Below are 23,093 nucleotides of genomic sequence, written 5' to 3' on the forward strand. Positions count from 1 at the left end.
CCGCCATGGAAAAGCTCGGCAGCGGGCTGCGCAGGAAAGAGCCTGGACGAATCCAGCGGCAAAGCAGGCGCTGCGATCCGTGCAGACCGTGCCCGCATTGTGCCCCAAGGGATAGTCGCGCAGCGTGCGGTGGGGTCATGGCCCGTACACTGTGCGCTTGCGATCACGGACAACAAAGGCCTGTCATCAAAATCGCCGCAAATAGCGCCCGATCCTGGGGATGAGGGCGGCGCGAGGGTTGTGATGACAGGCCCAATACCAACAGGAGATACCACGATGAACGCCCCCATTTCACCGGCGCTGCAGGCTGCGCTGCGCCAAGTTTCCATCGACGACAAATACACGCTGGAGAGCGGCACGGCCTTCATGAGCGGTGTGCAGGCGCTGGTGCGCCTGCCGATGTTGCAGCGCGCGCGCGATGCCGCCGCCGGGCTGAACACGGCCGGCTTCATCAGCGGCTACCGTGGCAGCCCGCTGGGCGGTTACGACCAGGCGTTGCAGGGCGCGCGCGCGCACCTGGCGCGCCAGCACATCGTGTTCCAGCCTGGCGTCAACGAGGAATTGGCCGCCACCGCCGTCTGGGGCACGCAGCAGCTGGACTTGCAGCCCGAGCACAAGAAGTACGACGGCGTGTTCGGCATCTGGTACGGCAAGGGCCCGGGCGTGGACCGCTGCTCTGACGTGTTCAAGCACGCCAACATGGCCGGCACGGCGCGCCATGGCGGCGTGCTGGCGCTGGCGGGCGACGACCACGTGGCCAAAAGCTCCACCGCCGCGCACCAGAGCGATCACATCTTCAAGGCCTGCGGCCTGCCGGTGTTCTTCCCCAGCAGCGTGCAGGACATCCTGGACATGGGCCTGCATGCGCTGGCGCTGAGCCGCTATGCCGGCGTGTGGTCGGGCATGAAGACCATTCAGGAGGTGGTCGAGTCCTCGGCCTCGGTCTGCATCGACGCGCAGCGCGTGCAGATTGCGCTGCCGGGCGATTTCGAGATGCCGCCCGGCGGCGTGCACATCCGCTGGCCCGATGCGCCGCTGGCGCAGGAAGAGCGGCTCATGAACACCAAGTGGTATGCGGCGCTGGCCTACATCCGCGCCAATGGCCTGAACCACAACGTCATCGCCGGAGCGCAGGACCGCTTTGGCCTGATCGCCAGCGGCAAGGCCTACAACGACACGCGCCAGGCGCTGCAGGACCTGGGCCTGGACGAGGCCGCCTGCCAGCGCCTGGGCATCCGCGTGCACAAGGTGGGCGTGGTCTGGCCGCTGGAGCCGCAGGCCACGCAGGATTTTGCGCGCGGCCTGCAAGAGGTGCTGGTGGTCGAGGAAAAGCGCCAGCTCATCGAATATCAGCTCAAGGAGCAGCTCTACCACTGGAGCGCGGCGCAGCGCCCGCGCGTGCTGGGCAAGTTCGATGCCGGCGAGGACGCCAGCGCCGAGCTGGGCGGCGAATGGGCCCAGCCCAACCCGGCGCGCAGCACGCTGCTGCGCGCCCATGCCGACCTGAACCCGGCGCTGGTGGCGCGCGCCATCGCGCGGCGCCTGCTGGCGCTGGGCGTGCCCGAGGACTGGCGCGCGCACCTGCAGCAGCGCCTGGCCGCGCTGGATGCGCGCGAGCAGGCGCTGGCGGCGCTGGAGGTCAAGACCGGCGAGCGCATCCCCTGGTTTTGCAGCGGCTGCCCGCACAACACCAGCACCCGCGTGCCCGAGGGCTCGCGCGCGCTGGCCGGCATCGGCTGCCACTACATGGCCAACTGGATGCCCGACCGGCGCACGGCCACCTTCACGCAAATGGGCGGTGAAGGCGTGACCTGGGTGGGCCAGCAGCCCTTCACCAATGAGGCGCACGTCTTTGCCAACCTGGGCGATGGCACCTACTTTCACAGCGGGCTGCTGGCCATCCGCCAGAGCATCGCCGCCGGGGTGAACATCACCTACAAAATCCTCTACAACGACGCCGTGGCCATGACCGGCGGCCAGCAGGTGGGCGAGCGTCCCGAGGGCCATTCGGTGCTGCAGATCATGGCCAGCGTCATCGCCGAGGGCGCGGCCCAGGTGGTCATCGTCACCGACGAGCCGGCCAAGTACCAGGGCGCGCCGCTGGCGCCGGGCGTGCAGTTGCACCACCGCGACGAGCTCGATGCCGTGCAGCGCGCGCTGCGCGAGGTCAAGGGCACGACGGTGCTGATCTACGACCAGACCTGCGCCACCGAAAAACGCCGCCGCCGCAAGCGCGGCAAGCTGGCCGAGCCGCCGCAGCGCGTGTTCATCAACGAGCTGGTCTGCGAGGGCTGTGGCGATTGCTCGCTGCAGTCGAACTGCCTCTCGGTCGAGCCGCTGGCCACGCCGCTGGGGCGCAAGCGCCGCATCAACCAAAGCACCTGCAACAAGGATTTCTCCTGCCTCAAGGGCTTTTGCCCCAGCATGGTCACGGTGCACGGCGGCCAGCTCAAGCGCGCAACGAGCGCTGCCGCCAATGCCGCCGGCGCGGCCCGGCCAGCCCTGCCCGCGCCTGAGGAGCTGCCGCCGCTGCCCGAGCCCGCGCTGCCCCAGATCGAGAGCGCCTGGGGCATCGTCGTGGCCGGCGTGGGCGGCACCGGCGTCATCACCATCGGCCAGCTGCTGGGCATGGCCGCGCACCTGGAAGGCAAGGGCGTCATCACCCAGGATGCCGGCGGGCTGGCACAAAAAGGCGGCTCGACCTGGAGCCACATCCAGATCGCCGCGCGGCCCGAGACGCTGTTCAGCACCAAGGTCGATGCCGCCAAGGCCGATCTGGTCATCGGCTGCGACGCCATCGTGGCCACCAGCGCCGCCACCCTGGCCACCATGCAGGAGGGCCGCACCTACGTGGCGCTGAACGTGCACGGCACGCCCACCGCGCTGTTCGTGCACGATCCGAACTGGCGCTTTCCCGCCGCCTCGGCCGAGGCGGCGCTGCAGCGCGCCGTGGGCCCGCAGGGGCTGGGCGCGCTCGATGCCCAGGCCCTGGCCACGCGCCTGCTGGGCGACAGCATCTTCACCAACCCGCTGCTGCTGGGCTTTGCCTGGCAGCAAGGGCGCATCCCGCTGTCGCGCGCGGCGCTGCTGCGCGCCATCGAGCTCAACGGCGTGCAGGTGCAGAAAAACCAGCAGGCCTTCGAGTGGGGCCGCCGCGCCGCAGCCGATCCGGCCGCCATGCAGGCCCTGGCCGCGCCCCCGGCGCAAGTCATCGAGCTGGTGCGCCAGCCCAAGCCCGGCCACGAAGACCTGGCCAGCCTGGTGGCGCTGCGCGTGCAGCACCTCACCGCCTACCAAAACGCCGCCTATGCGCAGCGCTATGCGGCGCAGGTGCAGCACATGCAGGACGTCGAGGCCGCCACCGGCCAGACGGCGCTGGCCGAGGCCGTGGCGCGCAACCTGTTCAAGCTCATGGCCTACAAGGACGAATACGAGGTGGCGCGGCTGTATACCGACGGCCAGTTCCGTGCCCAGCTGCAGGCCCAGTTCGAAGGCGACTACCGTCTGCAATACCACCTGGCGCCGCCGCTGCTGGCGCGCAAGAACGCCCAGGGCCAGCCCATCAAGACCCAGTTCGGCCCCTGGATGCACTGGGCCCTGGCGCTGCTGGCGCGCGGCAAGGCACTGCGCGGCACGGTTTGGGACGTCTTCGGCAAGACCGAGGAGCGCCGCATGGAGCGCGCGCTGATCGAGGAGTACCGCGCCATGCTTGAGCGCTTGCGCCAGGGCCTGCAAGGGCTGCCGGCCGATGCGCCGCGCTGGGCGCTGGCGCGCCAGATCGCCAGCGTGCCCGAGGAGATTCGCGGTTTCGGCCACGTCAAGCACGCCGCCGTGCAAAAGGCGCGCCAGCGCTGGCAGCAGCTCTGGCACGAGTGGGACGCCCAGGCCCAGGGCGCAGCGGCAGAGCCAGAGCGTCTGCGCGCATGAACCGATGAACCGATGAACCGATGAACCGATGAACCGATGAACCGATGAACCGATGAGTGAACACACCGCCGCCACCCGCCCCTGCGCGCTGGCCGTGGCCCTGGCCGGCCTGTTGGCGCTGGCCATCGCCATGGGCCTGGGGCGCTTTGCCTTCACCCCCATGCTGCCGCTGATGGTGCGCGATGGCCTGCTCGACCTGCGCCAGGGCAGCTGGCTGGCGACCCTGAACTACCTGGGCTATTTGCTGGGCGCGCTGGCCTGCATGGTCTTGCCCTGGCTGCTGCGCCAGCCGCAGCGCTTGCGGGCCTGGGGCCCCTGGCTGCTGCTGGCGGGCCTGGCGGCCACGGCAGTCTTGCTGCTGCTCATGGCGCTGCCGCTGGCCTGGCTCTGGCCGGGCGTGCGGCTGCTGGCCGGGGTGGCCTCGGCCGTGGCCTTTGTGCACACCTCCGGCTGGTGCCTGGAGCAACTGGCCATGCGCCGGGCCGGGCAGCTCGGCGGCATCGTCTTCAGCGGGCCGGGCATCGGCATCCTGGCCTCGGGCCTGATGGCCTGGGCGCTGCAAGCCAGGCCTGCGTTGCTGACCTGGGCCGTGCAGGCCTTGGCGGCTGTGGTTATGGCCGCCTGGGTGCTGCGCGTAGTCTGGCGCAGCGGGGCCTTGCAGCGCGCGGCCAGCTCCGCTGCCGCTGATACCGCTGATGCCGCCGCCGCATCTGCGGCACCTTCCGCATCTGCTGCGCCTGCTGCCACGCCCGCCCCATCCACAGCCCCGGCAACCGCATCGGCCCAGCCCGCCGCGTGGACGGCCCAGCCCTGGCTGCTGGCGCTGGCCTATGGCCTGGCCGGCTTTGGCTACATCATCACCGCCACCTACCTGCCCGTCATCGCCCAGGGCGTGATCCCCGGCTCGCGCTGGATTGCCTGGTTCTGGCCCATCTTTGGCGCCTGCGTGGCCCTGGGCGCGGCCAGCACCGGCCTGATCCCGGCGCGGGTGGACCGGCGCTGGCTGCTGCTGTTGTGTCATCTGCTGCAGGCCTGCGGCGTGGTACTGCCCCTGCTGCTGCCCAACGCCACGGGCTTCGTGCTGGGCAGCGCGCTGCTGGGCCTGCCCTTTACCGCCATCACCCTGTTTGGCATGCAGGAAGCGCGCCGCCTGCGCCCGGCCCAGGCCACGGCCTTCATGGGCAGCCTGACGGCCCTGTATGGCCTGGGGCAAATCGCCGGCCCGCCACTGGTGGTGCAACTGCTGCACGGCGCTGCATCGCAACAGCAAGGCTTCGCCCTGGCGCTGTGGGTAGCCGCAGCCGGCCTGCTGGCCGGCGCACTGTTGTACGGCCTGATGCTGGCCTTGGAGCGCCGCCGCCTGCATGCCCCACGGTGACGGCCGCTGCTTGGGCTGGGGCATGCAGGGGCTGGGCCCGCGCCAATTTCTTTATGATGCGCCTGCCATGCCCGCCAACCCTGCCGTGCCCACCATGCCCGCCACCCAGAATCGCCCAGCCGCTGCCGCCTTGCTGCAAATGCAAGGGCTGCGCTTTGGCTATGGGCCGCGCGCGCTGTTCGATGGCCTGCAGGCGCAGATCGACCGGCCCGGCGTGTATGGGCTGTTCGGGCACAACGGCAGTGGCAAATCCACGCTGCTGAAATTGCTGGCCGGGCTGCTGGGGCCGCAGGCGGGCCAGATACGCGTGCTGGGCCAGGTGCCGCGCCAGCGCCGGCCGCAGTTCCTGCAACAGGTCTATATCCTGCCCGAGGAGTTTCACCTGCCCGATCTGACGCCGCAGCAGCTGCAGCGCACGCACGGCAGTTTTTTCCCGCAGTTTGACGCGGCGCTGTTCGCGCACTGCCTGCAGGCGCTGCAGGTGCCCGGCGCGCAGCGCTTTGGCGGCATGAGCCTGGGGCAGAAGAAAAAGGCCGCGCTGGCCTTTGCGCTGGCCGTGCGCACACCGCTGCTGCTGCTGGATGAGCCCACCAACGGGCTGGACATCCTCGGCCGCAGCCGCTTCAAAGAGCTGTTGATGCAGCCCGAGCAGGCCGGGCGCACGGTGCTGGTCAGCACCCACCAGGCGCACGATCTGGAGCAGGTGCTGCAGCACATCTGGTTTCTGGGCCAGGGGCGCTTGCTGCTCGACGCCAGCATGGCCGAGCTGGGCCAGCGGCTGCGCCTGGGCCTGGCCCCGGCAGGGCAGGCGCTGCCGCCGGGGCCGCCGCCCATCCACCAGGAGGCCATGGGCGGGCACACCGTCTGGCTGGCCGCGCGCCGGCCTGGCGAGCCGGCCGCGCCCGTGCCGCTGGAGCTGCTGTACAAGGCCATCAGCCTGAACGAAGCGGGCGTGCTGGCGGCGCTGCAAGCGCCCCCCGCCCAGGAGGATGCACCATGAACGCGCCTGCTGCGCCATCGCCTTTCTTCAGCCTGTCGCGCTTTGTGCGGCTGGCGCGTGTGCAATGGGCTGAGCGCTGGCGCGGCTGGGCCGGCTTCGCGCTGGCCGGGGCCTTGCTGTATGCGCTGCTGCTGGCCCTGGCGGTGGGCAACAACCACAGCCACAACGCCTTGCAGACCAGTGGCCAGGCCGAGCTTTACGCCGCCGGGCTGCTGCTTTCTGGGCCGGTGTTTGCCGGGCTGTACTTCCAGGGCCTGCGCCAGCCTGGCGCCGCCTTGCTGCTGCTGATGCGCCCGGCCTCGGTGTTCGAGAAATGGCTGCTGGCGGCGCTGACGCTGCTGCTGGCCTATCCGCTGGCTTACACCCTGGTCATTGGCGCACTCAACGGCCTGGGCGCGGAGCTGGAATACCAGCTGGCCGTGGCGCACTTCCAGTCGTTGAGCGAGGCGCAGCGCGGCTCCCTCGCCATGCCCAGGCCGCAGCAATGGGCGCTGTTTCACCCGTTGCGCATGGCGCCCCACCCGGATCGGGCGGGCCTGTACGACGCCGTGGCCGACCGCCTGGGCATTGCGCTGATGTTCGCCGGCCTGTGCGGCTTTGCCGTGCTGGGCAGCCTGTGGTTTCGCCGCGCGCCCGCCATCAAGACGGTGTTGCTGGGCCTGGCGCTGTTCATGGCCACCGGGCTGCTCGATGCCGTGGGCGATGGCGTGCAGTTGAGCCGGCTGGAGCTGGCCCAGCTGCTGCCCGGCAGCCTGCAGGCGCAGCAGGCCAGCGCGTTGCAGCAGTTGGTCGTGGCGCTGTTCTGGCTGGGCACGCCGGCCCTGCTGTGGCTGGCGGCCTGGCGCGCGCTGCATGAGCGGGAGCTGGCATGAGGCGCCGCCGCATCTCCATCGCCCTGTTTTTGCTGGCGCTGGGCCTGTTCTGGGGCGCCATGCTGCTGTCGGACCAGTTTGCGGCGCCCGATTCCTCGCAGCAATTGCTGGACGAGGCACTGCTCGATGGCGCGAATGAAGTGGTATTGCTGGGCGCGCACTCCCAGCCTGCCTGGGCGAGACAAACCGAAGTCAGCTTCAGCAAAGCGCCTGGCGCCTACGCCCGCCTCATTGGCCGCGCCGTGCAACTGCGCAGCTGGCGCCAGGGCGAGCGCCTGTACCTTCAAGCGCACAGCCCCATGGCCGGTCAGTCGGTCGGCATTCTGGCGCTGCACCTGCCCGCCCACATCCGCCGCCTGCGCGGCACCGACCTGACTCTCCGCACCGAGGTGCCAATGCCTGCCCTGCATGTCGAGGCCCAGGGCATCCACTGGCAGCGCGGCCAGGTCGGGCAGCTGCAGCTGGTCTCGCACATCCCATGCCGCCCCGATGAGGCACAGCCCGAGGCCAGCCCAGCCAACCCCGCCCCCAACGTCGCCCCCAACACCGCCCAACCGGCCGAGCCCGCGCCCATGCCCGCCGCAGCCCAGGCCCGCTGCGCCCAGCAAGCAGACGGCTCCGGCGAGGTCGTGATCAATGCCGAGCAGGTCGAGCGGCTGTGCATCGTCAACGCCGGCGGCCGCGTTGAACTCCAACATGGCGGGCAACTGCAGCAACTGCAACTGCACGCCAGCGAAGACAGCCGGCTGGACAGCCAGCAGCTCAGCGCCGTGCTGCCCCTGCTGCAACTGCAGCCCCTCACCCCCGAGCAGCGGCAGGCACTGCAGCAGCCCTGCCCAGACTGCTTCGTCAGCGACAGCCTGCCCCTGTGCGCCCCGCCTGCGCCGGTGGGGCCGTAGCGCAGCTTGTGCTTTGTGGCGGACGGGGCGACCCAAGCAGACCACAAGGCTTGGCATGGCAAACCCGTAGCGATATATCAGCCAGCAATCGCCTGGCCTGCACGCCAAAATGTCGCCCATTGAAGCGCAACTGCCCCTGCTGCGTGCGCTGAGGCCCGGCCCGCTTGCTTGCCGCTGGAACCTGCACCGCCCTGCCACGACGCCTGCGAAAGCGCCAAGGCGCAATACGCCCCGCTCAGCCACCTGCAAGACGCCGACCCTACCACCCGCGCCCACCTCGCCCGCGTCATATCGGCACCTGCGGCGCAGGGCAAAATGCTTATGTGACCATCAATAACAAGGCGGAAGGCTACGTTGCCTCAGCCACCGTCGTCTTGCCCTGGATGATCTCAAGCACCAGCGCCGACTTGCGCCGCGCTGTCCAACGTTTGATTTCTTCGTCCATTACTGCACTCATTGGGTGTCTCCTCTAGTGAAGGTAACACCTGAGCAGGAAATCAGTGGGTCATTACAAAGCCAGCATCTTGATTTACTGATTTTTTGAGACTGAGGAAAAGCAATAAGCCGTTGAAGTGAGCTTCAACGGCTTTTGTTTAAAAACTATTAAAAAATCTTCTCACTTTTGGAGGCTTGCTTAGTTAAATATTGAAAGATGTGCTTTTAATGCATTGTGAACAAATATCTCATATTCAAAAAGTATTTCATCATCACCACGGAATGAAAATCTCATTTTATTACTTTTCCTATCAATATTTCCGACTATTCCCATGCGAAACAAATCTTTTAATATTTCCCTGAGCCCAAATCTTTGCAGAAGCTTCTTCGTATCACTGTATTCTTCAGCTTTTTTACGCACTCTTTCATCAAGCTCGGAAACACTCGAAATTTGCTTACATCCATAAAAAATGTTTTTAATTCCTTCAATTTCTTCTGCTTTATATTTCGCCATTAACCCCTCTGCAAGCTCCTGCCAAGAATCTTTAGAATATGCCTTTCTGATTGCCTCGAGGCTTTGCAAAGTAAAACTTTCTTCTTCTGGATATTGATCCTGCACTTTAAGGAGTAATCGTACTATATCCCTAGGACGATACCAAGAATTGTGAAGAATATAGTTTTGCGGTGATTGTCTATAAATTTCCTTGGGAAAATAATTATCCCAAATATCTGAAGATTTTATCCGCTTACCTCCGGATTCCTCTATGGCATTATTAATTCTTTGTTCAATTATATGGAGAAGTGGTTGCTGCTTTGCGTCATGCCCAGGGCGATTCCATAAAATAGCACTCCCAAAATCTGCAATGGGTTTATTTATCTCTTTCCCAAGAGCTTCTGTTTCACTAAGAACTTCAGATCGAACAGCTGCATATAAGCAAATCGGATAACCTTTTTGCTTAAAAACAGCGTTCATTCGTTCTATAGAGACAATCAAATCTCGAATTAGGCGAACATCCCTCTTATGTTGTTTTCTGCTAACATAATTAAGTTCAAGCTCATCAAAGAAAATATTTAAATTATCCCCTCCAGAATCCAGCTCATTGAAAAGTTCATCTGCCAAACAAACCAATTCATTAAATTTAACTCTTGCCACTCCGCTCTCATCCCACGAAAAATTAATATTGAGCCTTGGCGATTTGCTGATTTCAATCTCTCCATTTTTTAATTTTGGAAAAAGTCCAATTAATCCATTTTTTTTGCGTTCGGAGAACTTTTCAGAGCCAACTAACGAGATAAAATCAGATAAATTCGCGTTATTTTGAAATGGCTTCACCACTCCTCCCTTCAATAACGTGGAAATTTTTTTGTATATAAACCACCTCCAGACTGCTTCATAATCATCACCATCATATGAGCTGGAGTTGCTTTTTTCATCAACTAACTGTATTCTAGCTGCTCGAGTAAATTCTTTACGAATATCTTCACCAATTTCGGACTTAAATAAAACAAAACTAGAATGATTATTTTCATTTTCACTCAATTTAATTGAAATATATCTGAGTAACGCAGTTTTTCCTGTCCCCTTAAGTCCAGTAATATAATATTTATCTTGAGACAAAAATTTATCTACCATTAACGATGGGGGAATTACAAAAGAAGCAAGGAATCGCTTTTCTTCTTCAGGACTATTGCTCAAAACCTCATTTTTTGCATCCGTCTTTCCAAGAAAGATATCTTTCAATTTAATCATAAAAATATCTCCAAAAGATTATCGTTTACTCCCACTCAATCGTCGCAGGCGGTTTGCTGCTCACGTCATAGGTCACGCGGTTGATGCCGCGCACTTCGTTGATGATGCGCGATGACACTTTTTTCAGCAGCGCATACGGCAGTTCCGCCCAGTCGGCGGTCATGAAGTCGCTGGTCTGGACGGCGCGGAGGGCGACGACGTAGTCGTAGGTGCGGCCATCGCCCATGACGCCGACGGATTTGACGGGCAGGAAGACGGTGAAGGCTTGGCTGGTGAGGTCGTACCAGGTTTTGCCGCTGTGGGGTTCGATGGTTGAGCGCAGTTCTTCAATAAAGATGGCGTCGGCCTGGCGCAAGAGGTCGGCGTATTCCTTTTTGATTTCGCCCAAGATACGCACGCCAAGACCGGGGCCGGGGAAGGGGTGGCGATAGACCATGTCGTGCGGCAGGCCGAGCGCCACGCCGAGTTCGCGCACTTCGTCCTTGAAGAGGTCGCGCAGCGGCTCCAGCAGCTTCAGGCCGAGTTGTTCGGGCAGGCCGCCGACGTTGTGGTGGCTTTTGATGACCACGGCTTTCTTGCTCTTGGCGCCGCCCGATTCAATCACATCGGGATAAATCGTGCCTTGTGCGAGGAAGGTTGCGCCCTTGACGGCTCGACCGCCGTCAACGCCTGAGCCTTCGCCACTGCCTGCGGCTTTGAGTTTTTCCGCCTCGGCCTTGAACACATCGACGAACAGCTTGCCGATGATCTTGCGCTTTTGTTCGGGGTCGGAGACGCCCTTCAGTGCATCCAGGAACAACTGACTAGCATCGACGCGCACCACCTTGGCATGCAGCTTGCCGGCGAACATGTCCATCACCATGTCGCCTTCGTTGAGGCGCAGCAGGCCGTGATCGACGAACACGCAAGTGAGCTGGTCGCCAATGGCGCGGTGAATCAGCGCTGCGGCTACGGAGGAATCGACGCCGCCGGATAGACCCAAAATGACTTCTTCATCGCCCACTTGTGCGCGGATTTTTTCCACCGCTTCTTCGATGTGGTCGCGCATGATCCAGTCCGGCTTGGCGGCACAGATGTCGAGCACAAAGCGCTCCAGCATGGCGCGCCCCTGTACGGTGTGAGTCACTTCCGGGTGGAATTGCACGCCGTAGAAGCGCCGCGCCTCGTCGGCCATGCCGGCGATGGGGCAGCTGGGCGTGCTGGCCATGACCTTGAAGCCCTCGGGCAAGGCGGTCACCTTGTCGCCGTGGCTCATCCACACCTTCAGCATGCCGTGGCCTTCGGGGGTGTGGAAGTCTTGAATGTCTTTGAGCAGCGCGGTGTGGCCGCGGGCGCGCACTTCGGCGTAGCCAAATTCGCGGGTATGGCTGCCCTCGACCTGGCCGCCGAGCTGCTGCGCCATGGTTTGCATGCCGTAGCAGATGCCGAGCACGGGTAGGCCGAGTTCAAAGGCGTCGTCGGGCGCGCGGTCATCCACCTCATAGACGCTGGCGTGGCTGCCAGAGAGGATGATGCCCTTGAGGTGCCCATCGGCGGCGTAGTCGCGCAGCCAGTCGCTGCTCACATCGCAGGGATGCACTTCGCAATAAACGTTGGCTTCGCGGATGCGGCGGGCGATGAGCTGGGTGACTTGCGAGCCGAAGTCGAGGATGAGGATTTTGTCGTGTTGCATGGCGGCGGGGGAAGGCTGGCGGGGAGGCGGAAAAACAGAGGACCAAGATGGCAGCGGGCGAGGGCGCAGTGCAGCCTGTGCGGTGACGGCGCTGGTGAACAGCCGCGCCCTGCGGCGCTGTGGCCCCGCATGGGCCCTCATGGCGCAGCCCCCGCTGTAAAGGGCCGCTATTTTGGCCTATCAGGCCATGCCGCGCCGCGAGCCTGGCGCAGCCATGGCAAGCGGGGGCGCGCCGCGTTGTCAATAAGTGTATTTGCGCGTTAGAGGGCGCAAGAAAACGTATCTTGCGGGGCCTTTTCTCTAGCATAATGGCGCGGATTTTTCGTCTTTTTTCCGCTTCCACTTGTGTGAAAGGTCGTCATGAAACATAAAAAGCATAAGGTTACATTTGTCCGTTCGGCCGTGCTGCTGGCCTGTCTGACTGCGGGGGGGGGGGCCTGGGCGCAACACCAGCCCTGGACCTGTAATGACGAGATGTACGTGGGGCGCAGCGCTGACTCGAAAGCTACAGGTCTGTATACGTATCAGATGAATCCTTGGGGCGGCGGGGCGCAGGGGAACGTCAATGGCCCCATTGATGCAGGTGGCCCAGCCGCCGCCGCCTACAAAGACTTGAACGCACTGGCCTACAACCCGCGCGACAACTACCTGTACGCCATGAAGCGGGTTACTGTGGGGCCAGACGGCACCGGAAACTCAGACGGTAGCGGCAACCGCATCGGCCTGTACCGCATTGGCCATTTGGGCGGCCTTCCTTTTGTTATTCCCTTCAGCCCGAACAACGGCGCTCCCTACCAGAACGCACTGCGCGTGCAGTTTGTGGATACCGCTGGCAATGCCGTGACCAGCCCCATCAACGGCGCTGCCGCGACTTTTGACCGGTATGGCAACTACTTCATGGTGGATGGGCCCCGCAGCCAGCTGTATGTGGTGCAAGGCCTGCACTCCGTTGCTGCCGGTAGCGCTGCCCAGCCTGATCCTGCCCCCAAAAAAGCGTGGCAGCTCCAGTTTAAAGATGAAGAAGCCGCAAACCTGCCAGCCGGTTACAAGGCTGGCTTGGCGCCCACTCCGTCTGGCGCGAAGATCATCACCGACTTTGCGGTGCGCCAGGCCGAAAGCACGGGCACGCAAAGCGTGCTGTATGGCCTGGGCGACAAGATGGATGGCAAGTGGTATCTGTACCGCTTCCGGGTCACCCAGCCGCAGGCTGAGGTCTCGGCCACCAGCGGGCACGCCGCCCATGTCTCCCGTCTTGAAATTACGGGGATGAACATTGGCGGCTACATGGCCTCTGCCGCCATGCGCCGCGATGGCAAGCTGTTCGTCTATGCCTCAGGCGGCAAGGTGTTTGAAATCAACGTGGAAACGGGCGCCGCTACGGAAGTGTTTACCGCCGTGGCAGCTGGGAATTCCGACGGCGCTTCGTGCATGACCTCGATTCTTGCGGCGCCCGATGGCACAATGGCAGACCCTTTCAAGGAGGGCACCAATGACGCCAGCTTCCAGTCCGATTCCGTGCTTGCCAATGATCGCTCCTACCTGCAGGAGATCGAGCTCAACGGGACGGAGAAAAATACCGTCTTGGATCCAAACACATGGGAGCGTGTCACAGGCCCTGACAATAATGCCCTGACCCTCAATACAGACCCTACCAGCCCTGATGTAGGCAAGGTCACCGTTGCTGCGGGGGCTGCGCCGGGGAATTATGTTTACCGGTACAAGATTTGCGTTTGGCCAGAGGTTACGCCCGCTGATAGCGCTTGCGACAAGGCCGAGGTGTTCATCAAAGTGAACGCACCCGCCCTGGAAGTCAAGGACGATGACTATGGTACCGTCGGCGTGGGGCCTGATCCCCTGTCACCCTCCGTCATTGAGAACGACACGGTTGCAGGCGTGAAGCCTGTGTTGGCAGGGTCGGGGAAAAATGCCCAGTTCGAGCCAGACTCATGGACGAAAACCAGCGGCCCGGACATCACCTCCGCCCCAGCCAAGCCAGAATTCGACTATGGCACCGGCCAAGTCACAGTGCCTGTGGGCACGCCGCCTGGCGCTTACACCTACACCTATGAGCTTTGCACCGCTGTTGGTGCTGGCACGCTTTGCAAGGAAGCGAATGTCACGTTCAAAGTCGTGGCGCTTGTGGCAGATGACGAGAACTTTGGCGAGGTGAGCCCAGGCACGACCACGACGGAGTCCGTTTACAAGGGCGATACGGTCGATGATGCGCCAGTCGTTATTGACACGAATGCCGAGCTCAAGCCCAACTCTTGGAAGCCCAAAGCGCCCGATTCCGTTCCTCCGATTGCTGTGGGCAGCGGCCAAACCAATCAACTGACCTTGAATGCCGAGGGCAAAGTCGTTGTGCCCAGCAACGCTGCGCCAGGCTATTACACGTACAACTACACCATTTGCCTGCCTGCGCCCAACGATGCCATTTGCAAAACGGCTGAGGTGAAGGTGAAGGCGTCGGCGCCTCCGCAAGCGATCGATGCGCAGGACGACGATTGGCAAGCAACCCCCTTGGTGGCTGGCAAGAGCACGACGACTTCGATCTTCACCAACGACCAGGTGGGCAGCGCGAACGTTGCGATTGGCACAAATGCCAATTTGAAGGGCGACTGGCAGCCGGATGCGGGTAACCCTGCAGGGGGGCAAGGCAAGCTGAGTTTGAATGCTGATGGCACGATCAAGGCGGCAAAGGATGCGCCAGCGGGCATTTACAAGTTCGGCTATGCCATCTGCCTGCCAAACTCTACGACGTGCGATTCGGCCAAGGTTACTGTCAAGGTGGAGGCGGCGAAAATCGCGGCGCTGGACGACGTTTTTGACAACGTGCCGCCAGGCGGCACAACGCCTTCGATCTTCGGCAACGATTTGGTCGATGGTCAAGATGCCTCTCTGTCGAGCGACTGGGAGCTGCAAGTCGGCTCTTGGGAGGCTGTTGGCCAGACTCCCGGGGGTAAAGCGCTGGTGTTGAATACCAATGGTACGGTGAGCGTGCCAGCGGACGCCCCCGCAGGGGAGTACAAGTACCGCTACAAAATCTGCCGCAAGGCAGCAGCACCCGTTCAATGCGATACGGCGCTTTTCACGCTGAATCTGAAGGGCGCTGGCGGCGCTCCGGCTTCCGCTACCCCCGTGCCGGTGGGCGCGCCCTGGGCCTTGGGCCTGGCGGCCCTGGGCATGCTGGGCGTGGCGCGCCGCGTGCGCCAACGTCGCAAGTGACGTGATGTGAAACAGGGGGTGATGGCCCCCTGTTTTTTGGGCGATTGATTTTTGAATTTTCTGAAGGGGTTTTTATGTTGCAGTCTTTGAAGGTTCATGCCGGGCTGTTGGCCATGGCCGGCGTTCTGGCAGGCGCTGTGCCATCGCTTGCTTTGGCAAATCAGCCGGCCCATCCAGGCGATGAGGTGGCGCTCAAGCATCTGGTGAATATGCAGCTGAAAAAGGCTTTTGGCCATGCGGTGATTTTGCGCTTGCATGGCGATGGCAGTGGCTCCAGCGAGGTCTTGAAGTTGCATTCACTGGCGGTAAAAAATGGCAGGCCTGCGCCAACGCTGGAGCAGGTGCGCCACCCGCAGGCCTTGATTGCCGCGCACCCTGGCGACTATGCGACAGGGCAGAAGGTGGATCAGTTTGGCGGCAATCCGGTGCCGCATACGCTTACCTATAGTGTCACCGGCTTGAAGCCTGAAACCGATTACACCGTTTACGCCTTTACTGAGTCGCCCAGCGGGCAGCGTGGGGAATTGCGCAGCATCCAGGTTCGGACGAAATCGCCCGCCAGCCTGCCAGAGTTTGTCGATATTTTGTTTGAACCCAAGTTGGTCGATTTGCGCACATACGGCTTTATAGGTTCGCCCAATATGAATGGCGTGGACTTTTTCTACGCCATTTTGCCGGCCAGCGAACCAGAGCCAACGGCGCAAGAGATTGAGGCCAATGCGTGGGCGCATTGGCCCACGCAGGCCCAGTCTTTTGAAGGTTTGTATACCTCTGTGTATATGCAGCCCCCGCCGAATCAGGACTTTCTGCCGAATACGACGTATCGGGCCTATACGGTCGGCAAATTGCCCAACGGCACGTACGGGCCGGTGATGGCGTTTGAGCCGTTCACGACCCCTGCTGTGCGCAAGGCGGCCGAGGTGACGAATATTGAAAATGGGCAAACCCTGAAGCACCAGGTGCGCATTGCTGACGGGGGCGGCCAGGACTGTTCGCTGAGCAATGAGCCCCGCCTGTCTCAGAATGCGCATTTGGGCGTGCTTATTCCGCCTTTGCCTGCGGGGCTGGAGCCTGCGATGGGCTTGAGCTTTACCGCAGGTTGGTGTGATGCAGGCAGTACGCTGACGATGGAGGTGCTGTATGACGATGCGAGCGCCTTCAGTCAGGCGCTGCAAGCTGGCGAAACATACCGCTACTACAAGCTGGTGCGCTTGACTGGCGTGAATCGGTTTGAATGGCGCGATGTGACGGACCGGGTGACGCCCTTGAGCAATGTGAGCGCTGATGGCAAGACCTACAAGCATGGCCTGCGCTTTGACTTGCAGGACAACAGCGATTGGGACTTGAGTGCGTCCGATGGATATCTGCACGATCCTTTGGTGGCCGTGCGCGCCAAAGGGCTTGTGCCAACGGCGCCGTCGGGGGCTGCGCCTGTGCCGGTGGGCGCGCCCTGGGCATTGCTGCTGGCGGCGCTGGGCATTGCGGGCCTGGGCCGTCGCTTTGCCGGGAGAAAGTCTGCGTAAAGTTCTGGCGTAGGGCCTATGTAAAGCTTGCGTAAAACGGCCTTGGAGCGCTACGGCGCTCCAAGGCCGTTTTTTTGGGCTTGGCTTTTGGCCTGGTTTTTGGCTGGGGTCGGGGCAAAAGGCAAGCGCCTGGGCAGCGCAGCCCTGGGGCGCAGTAGAGCAGCTCATGGGCAGGCGGCTTGCCCGGTCGCCTGGCCAGCGCTGCACAAGGGCGGGAGGCCAATTTCAGGGGATGGGTTGCTCGGGCGCGGCGCCATCGTGGCGTTGCTGCCAGTGGCGGTGCTTTTTGAATTGCCACATGCCCAGGGTGAAGCAGGCAATGGCCAGCACTTGGCCCAGCTGCCAGATGATGGCGGCCCAATGCCTCCAGATGCCGGCATCGGGGTTGCCATAGAGCACGTACATCAGGCAGGCGACAGAGGTCGCCAGCCACGCCAGGGCCGCGAGCCAACCGGCGAAGGCCCATTTGCGGTGCGGCGATGCCAAGGGCGGCGTGCTGCTGTGGTGATGTTGATCCATGGCAATGTGGGCGGGGGCGCGCAGAAAGTGGGCGCAGAAAGAATGCGCAGTGCCGGACGCCAAGCGCCCGGCGCCAAGCATGAGGGGCCGGCAAGGGGGCTGGGCTGCAAACGCGGGCGGCGGATGCCCGCGCCGCTGGTGCCAGCCAGCACAGCCTCGCGGTGTCAGCCAGCGCGGTAGTTGGGCGCTTCCTTGGTGATTTGCACGTCGTGCACGTGGCTTTCACGGAAGCCTGCGGAGGTGATTTGCACGAACTCGGCGCGATCGCGCATGTCCTCGATCGTGGCGCAGCCGCAATAGCCCATGGCAGCGCGCACGCCGCCAGCCATCTGGTAGATGATGGCCACCAGCGAGCCTTTGTAGGGCACGCGACCTTCGATGCCCTCGGGCACGAGCTTGTCGGCATTGGCGTTGCCGGTGCTGCTTTCCTGGAAGTAGCGATCGGCGCTGCCTTGCTGCATGGCGCCGATGCTGCCCATGCCGCGGTAGCTTTTGTAGCTGCGGCCCTGGAACAGCACGATCTCGCCGGGCGCTTCTTCCGTGCCGGCGAAGATGCTGCCCATCATCACGGTGCTGGCGCCTGCGGCAATGGCCTTGGCGATGTCGCCCGAGTAGCGCACGCCGCCATCGGCGATCAGCGGCACGCCTGTGCCATGCAGGGCCTTGGCCACGTTGTCGATGGCGGTGATTTGCGGCACGCCCACGCCGGCGACGACGCGGGTGGTGCAGATGGAGCCGGGGCCAATGCCAACCTTGACGGCATCGGCGCCTGCTTCGGCCAGCGCGCGCGCGGCCTCGCCGGTGGCGATGTTGCCGCCGATCACATCCACCTGCGGGTAGTTTTGCTTGACCCAGCGCACACGCTCGATCACGCCCTTGCTGTGGCCGTGGGCCGTGTCCACCACGATGGCGTCCACGCCGGCCTTGACCAGAGCCTCGACGCGCTCCTCGGTGCCCGCGCCCACGCCCACGGCAGCGCCCACGCGCAGGCGGCCATCGGCATCGCGCGCAGCGTTGGGGAAGGTGGTTTGCTTGGTGATGTCCTTGACGGTGATCAGGCCCTTGAGCTCAAACGCGTCGTTGACCACCAGCAGGCGCTCGATCTTGTGCTTGTTCAGCAGCGCCTTGGCGTCCTGCAGCGAGGTGCCCTCAGGCACGGTGATGAGGCGCTCGCGCGGCGTCATGATGTCGCGCACGGGCAGGTCGAAGCGGTTTTCAAAGCGCAGATCGCGGCTGGTGACGATGCCCACCACCTTGCGCCCTTCGACCACGGGGAAGCCGGAAATGCCCAGCTCCTCGGACAGGTCGATGACGTGGCGGATGGACTGCTCAGGCGTGATGGTCACGGGCTCGCGCACCACGCCCGATTCATGGCGTTTGACCTTGAGGATTTGGCTGGCCTGCTCTTGCGCCGAGAGGTTCTTGTGCACGATGCCCATGCCGCCTTCCTGGGCGATGGCAATGGCCAGGCGGGCTTCGGTCACGGTGTCCATGGCGGCCGAGACCAGCGGCAGATTCAGGCGGATGTTGCGGGAGAACTGGGTGGCCAAAGAAACGTCTTTGGGCAGGATTTGCGAGAACGCTGGCACCAGTAGAACGTCGTCGAAGGTGAGCGCTTTGCCAAGAAGTCGCATGGGGTTTTCTCCAAAAAACGGATTGTAGCGCTGCGGGCTCAACGGCAGGCCCATCATGAAAAAGCGCCCGCAAACCAAATGGCTGCGGGCGCGTGTGCCGGGCGATGCGGGCGGGCCGCCGCCCGGCCTGGGCTTGTGGTTGCTCAGTGGTGCGCGGCTTTGTCCTTGGAGGCCAGGCTGGCCACCGTGGCCACTACCATCGAAGCCACGATCACGCCCAGCGACACCCAGGTCGTGATGTGCGGCACCCAGGTGACGGGCTGGCCGCCGTTGATGAAGGGCAGCTCATTGACGTGCATGGCGTGGAACACCAGTTTGACGCCGATGAAGGCCAGGATGAAGGCAATGCCGTAGTGCAGGTACTTCAGTCGGTCCAGCAGGCCGCCGAGCAGGAAGTACAGCTGGCGCAGGCCCATCAGCGCAAAAACGTTGGCAGTGAAGACGATGAATGGGCTTTGCGTGATGCCGAAGATGGCCGGGATGGAGTCGATGGCGAAGATCAGATCGGTAAAGCCAATGGCGATGAACACCATCAACATGGGCGTCCACATGCGGCGGCCATTGAAGGTGGTGCGCACCTTGGCGCCGTCGTAGTCGGGGGCGATCTCCATGTGCTTGCGGGCAAAGCGCACGATGGCGGGCTCCAGGTCTTCGGCCTCGTCGTCCTGGCCTGGGAAGGCCTGCTTGTATGCGGTGTAGACCAGGAAGGCGCCGAAGATGTAGAAGATCCAGCTGAAGTTCTGAATCAGCGCCGCGCCCAGCAGGATGAAGATGCCGCGCAGCACCAGCGCCAGGATGATGCCCACCATCAGCACTTCCTGCTGGTACTGGCGTGGCACGCGGAACTGCGCCATCAGCAGCACAAAGACGAACAGGTTGTCAATGGACAGCGAGTATTCGGTCAGCCAGCCGGCGATGAACTGACCAGCGTGTTCCTTGTCGGCGAAGAACCACATCAGAGCGCCGAAGATCAGCGCCAGCGTGACGTAGAACACCACCCACAGCGATGCCTCGCGCATCGAGGGGATGTGGGGGCGCTTGATGATGAGCAGCAGGTCAGCGACCAGGATCAGCGTCAGCACGATGAAGGAGCCGACTTCAAATTCCAAGGGGAGGGCGAGTTCCATGCATTACCTATGGGCAGTTTTGCGGTTGATGGGCTCGAAAGTCTCTCCCCTGGCGCAGGCCTGGCCGGTACGCATGGCGCACGGTCAGCCCGCTGGCCAGCACCGCACCCGGGGCCGCAGTGTGCGCAGCCCGTATTGACGGATGGGTGTTGGGCGCATGTGGCGCACTACTCAGGCGGCACAGTGCCGCTGGCGCCTGGCAGCCCGGCCAGGGCGGCGTGCCTATTGGGCAGCGATGTGGCGCTGTCCCCGGCAAACCGCAAGCGGGCTGCAGCATGGCTGCAGGGATACTCCCCTTCGAAATCGAGGTGCGAATTAAACCACAAGGGATGCTCTACATGAACCGCGGCGCTGCGCTGGGCGCAGAGGCATTCCTGGGTGCAGGCGTCTCAGATGCGCCGCGCCAGCTCCTGGGCCTTGCCGGTGTAAGTGGCTGGGGTCAGGGCCAGCAGCCTGGCCTTGGCCTCGGCGGGGATCTCCAGGCTTTGGATCAGGCCGTGCAGGTCGCTGGCGGCCACGCTCTTGCCGCGCGTGACGGCCTTGAGCGCTTCGTAAGCGCCGGCCACGCCGTAGCGGCGCATGACGGTCTGGATGGGCTCGGCCAGTACCTCCCAGGCGTTGTCCAGATCCTGGGCGACGGCCTCGGCATTGAGCTCAAGCTTGTTCAGCCCCACCAGCAGGGCGTTGTAGGCCAGCGTGGCATAGCCCAGGGCAACGCCCAGGTTGCGCAGCACGGTGCTGTCGGTCAGGTCGCGCTGCCAGCGGCTGACGGGCAGCTTCTCGGCCAAGTGGCGCAGCAGGGCATTGGCCAGCCCCAGATTGCCTTCGGCGTTCTCGAAGTCGATGGGGTTGACCTTGTGCGGCATGGTGGAGGAGCCGATCTCGCCCTCCTTGAGCTTTTGCTTGAAGTAGCCCAGGCTGATGTAGCCCCAGATGTCGCGGCTGAGGTCGATCAGGATGGTGTTGGCGCGCGCCACGGCGTCGAACAGCTCGGCCATGTAGTCGTGCGGCTCGATCTGGATGCTGTAGGGCTGGAACACCAGCCCCAGGCCCGCCGGGGCGGGCGCTTCGATCACCCGGCGGCTGAAGGCCTCCCAGTCGAACTCGGGCCAGGCCGAGAGGTGGGCGTTGTAGTTGCCCACGGCGCCGTTCATCTTGGCGCGCAGCGGCACTTCGGCAATGGCGGCGGCGGCGCGCTGCAGGCGTGCGACCACGTTGGCCAGCTCCTTGCCCACCGTGGTGGGGCTGGCTGTCTGGCCGTGCGTGCGACTGAGCATGGGCACGTCGGCATGGGCCAGCGCCAGCTCGCGCAGCCGCGCGATGACCTGCTGCAGGCCCGGCAACACAACTTGATCGCGCGCGGCCTGCAGTTGCAGTGCGTGGCTGGTGTTGTTGATGTCCTCGCTGGTGCAGGCAAAGTGCACGAACTCCGCCGCGCGCTCCAGCGCGGGCCGGCCCTTGAGGCGCTCCTTGATCCAGTACTCCACGGCCTTGACGTCGTGGTTGGTGGTCTTTTCGATGTCCTTGATGGCCTGGGCATCGGCCTGGCTGAACTGCTCGACCAGTTGCAGCAAATAGGCCTTGTCATCGGCGCTGAGTGCGGGGAATTCGGCAAAGCCCGCTTCGGACAGGGCGATGAACCAGGTGATTTCCACCTGCACCCGGCGGTGCATGTAGCCGTATTCGCTGGCGATGGGGCGCAGCGCGGCCAGTTTTTTTTCGTAGCGCCCATCCAGGGGCGAGAGGGCGGTCAGGGCAGAGAGATTCATGCCCGTTATTGTATGTAGGCGCAGCCGCCCGAGCGGTCGCCCAAGCAGCCGCCCAACAGCCGTGGCAGGGCGGCTGCGCGGGGCTTGCTTGCATAGTGTGAACACGCTCTAGCTCGCCGCGCGCTGGGCGGCCTCAGCCAGCCCATTGCGTACGCGGTTCACGCCGGTCCAGATCAGCAAGGCCAGCACCACGGCCAGGATGACGCTCACCCACGTGGCGCTCCACCAGCCCAGGGCGACCAGCAGCGCCAGCGCGCCGAAGACGAAGGCCCGATCGCTCTTGCCCATGGGGCCGTCGTAGCGGCGGCTGGCACCCACCATCAGGCCCAGCACGCCGGCCAGCTCGACCACGGCTGCACCCAGCACCACCAGGTACACCAGCAGGGCCGCGGGCGTGCCGGCCACGCCGGGTAGCAGGGCAAAGGGCAGGAACAGCGCCGCATCGGCCAGCACATCGCACAGCTCATTCAAATAAGCGCCCAGCGCCGATTGGTGGCCGAACTCGCGCGCCAGCATGCCGTCGATGGCGTTGAGCGCCATGCGCAAAAACATCCACAGCGGCAGCAGCGCAAACCAGCCGCTGCGCCCTGGGTTGAGCGCCAGCGCCAGCCCCAGCAGCACTGACACGGCTGCAGCCAGCAGCGTGACCTGGTTGGCGCTCACGCCCGCGTTGTGCAGGCGCGCCACCATGGGGCGCAAAAGGTTCTGGAACTTGGGTTTGAGCTGGTAGATGGAAATCATGCCGGCGAATGTGCGATGCAATGGCCCGACAGTATCGCGCAAGGCGTGTTCGAGAAGATTTGGCAAGAGCCGACAAGCGCCACGACCTTTGAGCAGACGCTGGCGGGCATGAGGGCTTCATGGGTATTGGCGGGATGTGATTTGACCTGCCTTGGACAACGATCTAACATTACAAAAAATAATGGAATGAACAAGCCCCGCAAAGCCATGACCAGCCCTTGCCAGCACGATCAAGCCACGCCGCCTGCGATGCAGTACCCGGCCCAGCAGCTGGAGCTGGCCGCAGCCATGTGCCATGCGCTCAGCGATCCGGCGCGGCTGCGGCTGCTGCTGTGGCTGGCCGAGCGGGAGATGTGCGTCTCCGAGCTGGTGGCCTGCGAAGGCGGCAAGCTCAGCAGCGTGTCCGCGCGCCTGCAGACCCTGCATGCCGCGGGCTTGTTGGCGCGGCGGCGCGAGGCCAAGCACATCTTCTACGCGCTGGCCGACGAGCACGTGCACGAGCTGCTGCGCAACATCCTGCACCACGCTGCGGAGCTGGCCTAGTGCGCCAAAGAGCCCTATGGGCAGGGGCCGCAGCGCGTTGATTTCCTCACCCTGTTTGATTCACCACTGAAAGGAGTCG

At 63.4% G+C, this 23,093-nt stretch carries 15 protein-coding genes and 2 pseudogenes; 9 read left to right on the plus strand and 8 right to left on the minus strand.

Annotated features, from left to right (window positions below):
- Positions 1-276: 276 nt before the first annotated feature.
- The 6 genes and pseudogenes from CK620_RS04560 to CK620_RS14455 form a co-directional block, all read left to right on the plus strand.
- Positions 277-3,927 (plus strand): indolepyruvate ferredoxin oxidoreductase family protein, encoded by a 3,651-nt coding sequence (locus CK620_RS04560; RefSeq protein ID WP_095549306.1) that lies wholly within the window; start codon positions 277-279, stop codon positions 3,925-3,927.
- Positions 3,928-3,979: 52 nt separating this feature from the next.
- Entirely contained in the window at positions 3,980-5,305 is a 1,326-nt protein-coding gene (locus tag CK620_RS04565; protein ID WP_095549307.1) for a YbfB/YjiJ family MFS transporter, read from the plus strand.
- A gap of 94 nt (positions 5,306-5,399) precedes the next feature.
- Complete coding sequence (locus CK620_RS04570) at positions 5,400-6,305, plus strand: ATP-binding cassette domain-containing protein (RefSeq protein WP_238946018.1); 906 nt, start codon at positions 5,400-5,402, stop codon at positions 6,303-6,305.
- The gene (locus tag CK620_RS04575) at positions 6,302-7,177 is read left to right on the plus strand and encodes a hypothetical protein (RefSeq protein ID WP_095549308.1); all 876 of its coding nucleotides are present in this window, start codon (positions 6,302-6,304) and stop codon (positions 7,175-7,177) included. The genes CK620_RS04570 and CK620_RS04575 overlap by 4 nt, the downstream gene beginning before the upstream one ends.
- A complete protein-coding gene (locus tag CK620_RS04580; RefSeq protein ID WP_095549309.1) occupies positions 7,174-8,076 on the plus strand; it encodes a hypothetical protein in 903 nt (300 codons plus the stop codon). The genes CK620_RS04575 and CK620_RS04580 overlap by 4 nt, the downstream gene beginning before the upstream one ends.
- Before the next feature lie 94 nt (positions 8,077-8,170).
- Positions 8,171-8,426: pseudogene (locus tag CK620_RS14455) on the plus strand (DUF72 domain-containing protein); the annotation flags it as partial.
- Positions 8,427-8,428: 2 nt separating this feature from the next.
- On the opposite strand, the pseudogene CK620_RS04590 reads toward CK620_RS14455, so the two are convergent.
- The 3 genes and pseudogenes from CK620_RS04590 to guaA form a co-directional block, all read right to left on the minus strand.
- Positions 8,429-8,533 (minus strand): annotated as a pseudogene (locus CK620_RS04590) (DUF1153 domain-containing protein); the annotation flags it as partial.
- Positions 8,534-8,710: 177 nt separating this feature from the next.
- Positions 8,711-10,261 carry a P-loop ATPase, Sll1717 family gene (locus CK620_RS13760; protein ID WP_143325927.1) on the minus strand — a complete coding sequence of 517 codons (1,551 nt, stop codon included), beginning with the start codon at positions 10,259-10,261 and terminating at the stop codon, positions 8,711-8,713.
- A 25-nt stretch (positions 10,262-10,286) separates the two neighbouring features.
- Positions 10,287-11,933 carry a glutamine-hydrolyzing GMP synthase gene (gene guaA / locus CK620_RS04595; protein WP_095549311.1) on the minus strand — a complete coding sequence of 549 codons (1,647 nt, stop codon included), beginning with the start codon at positions 11,931-11,933 and terminating at the stop codon, positions 10,287-10,289.
- 360 nt (positions 11,934-12,293) lie between these two features.
- Between guaA and CK620_RS04600 the strand changes: the two genes are divergently transcribed.
- Positions 12,294-15,158 carry a hypothetical protein gene (locus CK620_RS04600; protein WP_143325929.1) on the plus strand — a complete coding sequence of 955 codons (2,865 nt, stop codon included), beginning with the start codon at positions 12,294-12,296 and terminating at the stop codon, positions 15,156-15,158.
- Between the two features lie 74 nt (positions 15,159-15,232).
- Entirely contained in the window at positions 15,233-16,681 is a 1,449-nt protein-coding gene (locus CK620_RS04605; protein ID WP_095549313.1) for a hypothetical protein, read from the plus strand.
- A 225-nt stretch (positions 16,682-16,906) separates the two neighbouring features.
- Here the strand turns inward: CK620_RS04605 and CK620_RS04610 are convergent, their stop codons facing one another.
- The 5 genes from CK620_RS04610 to CK620_RS04630 all read right to left on the minus strand — a co-directional run bounded on the left by CK620_RS04610 (position 16,907) and on the right by CK620_RS04630 (position 22,468).
- Positions 16,907-17,200 (minus strand): hypothetical protein, encoded by a 294-nt coding sequence (locus tag CK620_RS04610; protein ID WP_143325931.1) that lies wholly within the window; start codon positions 17,198-17,200, stop codon positions 16,907-16,909.
- Positions 17,201-17,364: 164 nt separating this feature from the next.
- Positions 17,365-18,834, minus strand: a complete 1,470-nt coding sequence (gene guaB / locus CK620_RS04615) for an IMP dehydrogenase (RefSeq protein WP_095549587.1) — start codon at positions 18,832-18,834, stop codon at positions 17,365-17,367.
- Between the two features lie 143 nt (positions 18,835-18,977).
- On the minus strand, positions 18,978-19,961 hold the full coding sequence (locus tag CK620_RS04620) for a TerC family protein (RefSeq protein ID WP_095549315.1): 984 nt from the start codon (positions 19,959-19,961) through the stop codon (positions 18,978-18,980).
- A 389-nt stretch (positions 19,962-20,350) separates the two neighbouring features.
- Positions 20,351-21,730, minus strand: coding sequence for an adenylosuccinate lyase (purB, locus tag CK620_RS04625; protein WP_095549316.1), 1,380 nt, complete (start codon positions 21,728-21,730; stop codon positions 20,351-20,353).
- Positions 21,731-21,838: 108 nt separating this feature from the next.
- Positions 21,839-22,468 carry a CDP-alcohol phosphatidyltransferase family protein gene (locus CK620_RS04630; RefSeq protein WP_238946044.1) on the minus strand — a complete coding sequence of 210 codons (630 nt, stop codon included), beginning with the start codon at positions 22,466-22,468 and terminating at the stop codon, positions 21,839-21,841.
- A gap of 210 nt (positions 22,469-22,678) precedes the next feature.
- Between CK620_RS04630 and CK620_RS14010 the strand changes: the two genes are divergently transcribed.
- The gene (locus tag CK620_RS14010; RefSeq protein ID WP_238946019.1) at positions 22,679-23,014 is read left to right on the plus strand and encodes an ArsR/SmtB family transcription factor; all 336 of its coding nucleotides are present in this window, start codon (positions 22,679-22,681) and stop codon (positions 23,012-23,014) included.
- The last annotated feature ends 79 nt before the right edge of the window (positions 23,015-23,093 follow it).

The organism is Vandammella animalimorsus, assembly GCF_002285285.1.
Lineage (GTDB): Bacteria > Pseudomonadota > Gammaproteobacteria > Burkholderiales > Burkholderiaceae_C > Lampropedia > Lampropedia animalimorsus.

Excerpts from the sequence above, each read along its gene's own strand:
- CK620_RS04560 (WP_095549306.1), top strand. The coding sequence starts at position 277 with ATGAACGCCCCCATTTCACCGGCGCTGCAGGCTGCGCTGCGCCAAGTT.
- CK620_RS04565 (WP_095549307.1), top strand. The coding sequence starts at position 3,980 with ATGAGTGAACACACCGCCGCCACCCGCCCCTGCGCGCTGGCCGTGGCC.
- CK620_RS04570 (WP_238946018.1), top strand. The coding sequence starts at position 5,400 with ATGCCCGCCACCCAGAATCGCCCAGCCGCTGCCGCCTTGCTGCAAATG.
- CK620_RS04575 (WP_095549308.1), top strand. The coding sequence starts at position 6,302 with ATGAACGCGCCTGCTGCGCCATCGCCTTTCTTCAGCCTGTCGCGCTTT.
- CK620_RS04580 (WP_095549309.1), top strand. The coding sequence starts at position 7,174 with ATGAGGCGCCGCCGCATCTCCATCGCCCTGTTTTTGCTGGCGCTGGGC.
- CK620_RS13760 (WP_143325927.1), bottom strand. The coding sequence starts at position 10,261 with ATGATTAAATTGAAAGATATCTTTCTTGGAAAGACGGATGCAAAAAAT.
- guaA (WP_095549311.1), bottom strand. The coding sequence starts at position 11,933 with ATGCAACACGACAAAATCCTCATCCTCGACTTCGGCTCGCAAGTCACC.
- CK620_RS04600 (WP_143325929.1), top strand. The coding sequence starts at position 12,294 with ATGAAACATAAAAAGCATAAGGTTACATTTGTCCGTTCGGCCGTGCTG.
- CK620_RS04605 (WP_095549313.1), top strand. The coding sequence starts at position 15,233 with ATGTTGCAGTCTTTGAAGGTTCATGCCGGGCTGTTGGCCATGGCCGGC.
- CK620_RS04610 (WP_143325931.1), bottom strand. The coding sequence starts at position 17,200 with ATGGATCAACATCACCACAGCAGCACGCCGCCCTTGGCATCGCCGCAC.
- guaB (WP_095549587.1), bottom strand. The coding sequence starts at position 18,834 with ATGCGACTTCTTGGCAAAGCGCTCACCTTCGACGACGTTCTACTGGTG.
- CK620_RS04620 (WP_095549315.1), bottom strand. The coding sequence starts at position 19,961 with ATGGAACTCGCCCTCCCCTTGGAATTTGAAGTCGGCTCCTTCATCGTG.
- purB (WP_095549316.1), bottom strand. The coding sequence starts at position 21,730 with ATGAATCTCTCTGCCCTGACCGCCCTCTCGCCCCTGGATGGGCGCTAC.
- CK620_RS14010 (WP_238946019.1), top strand. The coding sequence starts at position 22,679 with ATGACCAGCCCTTGCCAGCACGATCAAGCCACGCCGCCTGCGATGCAG.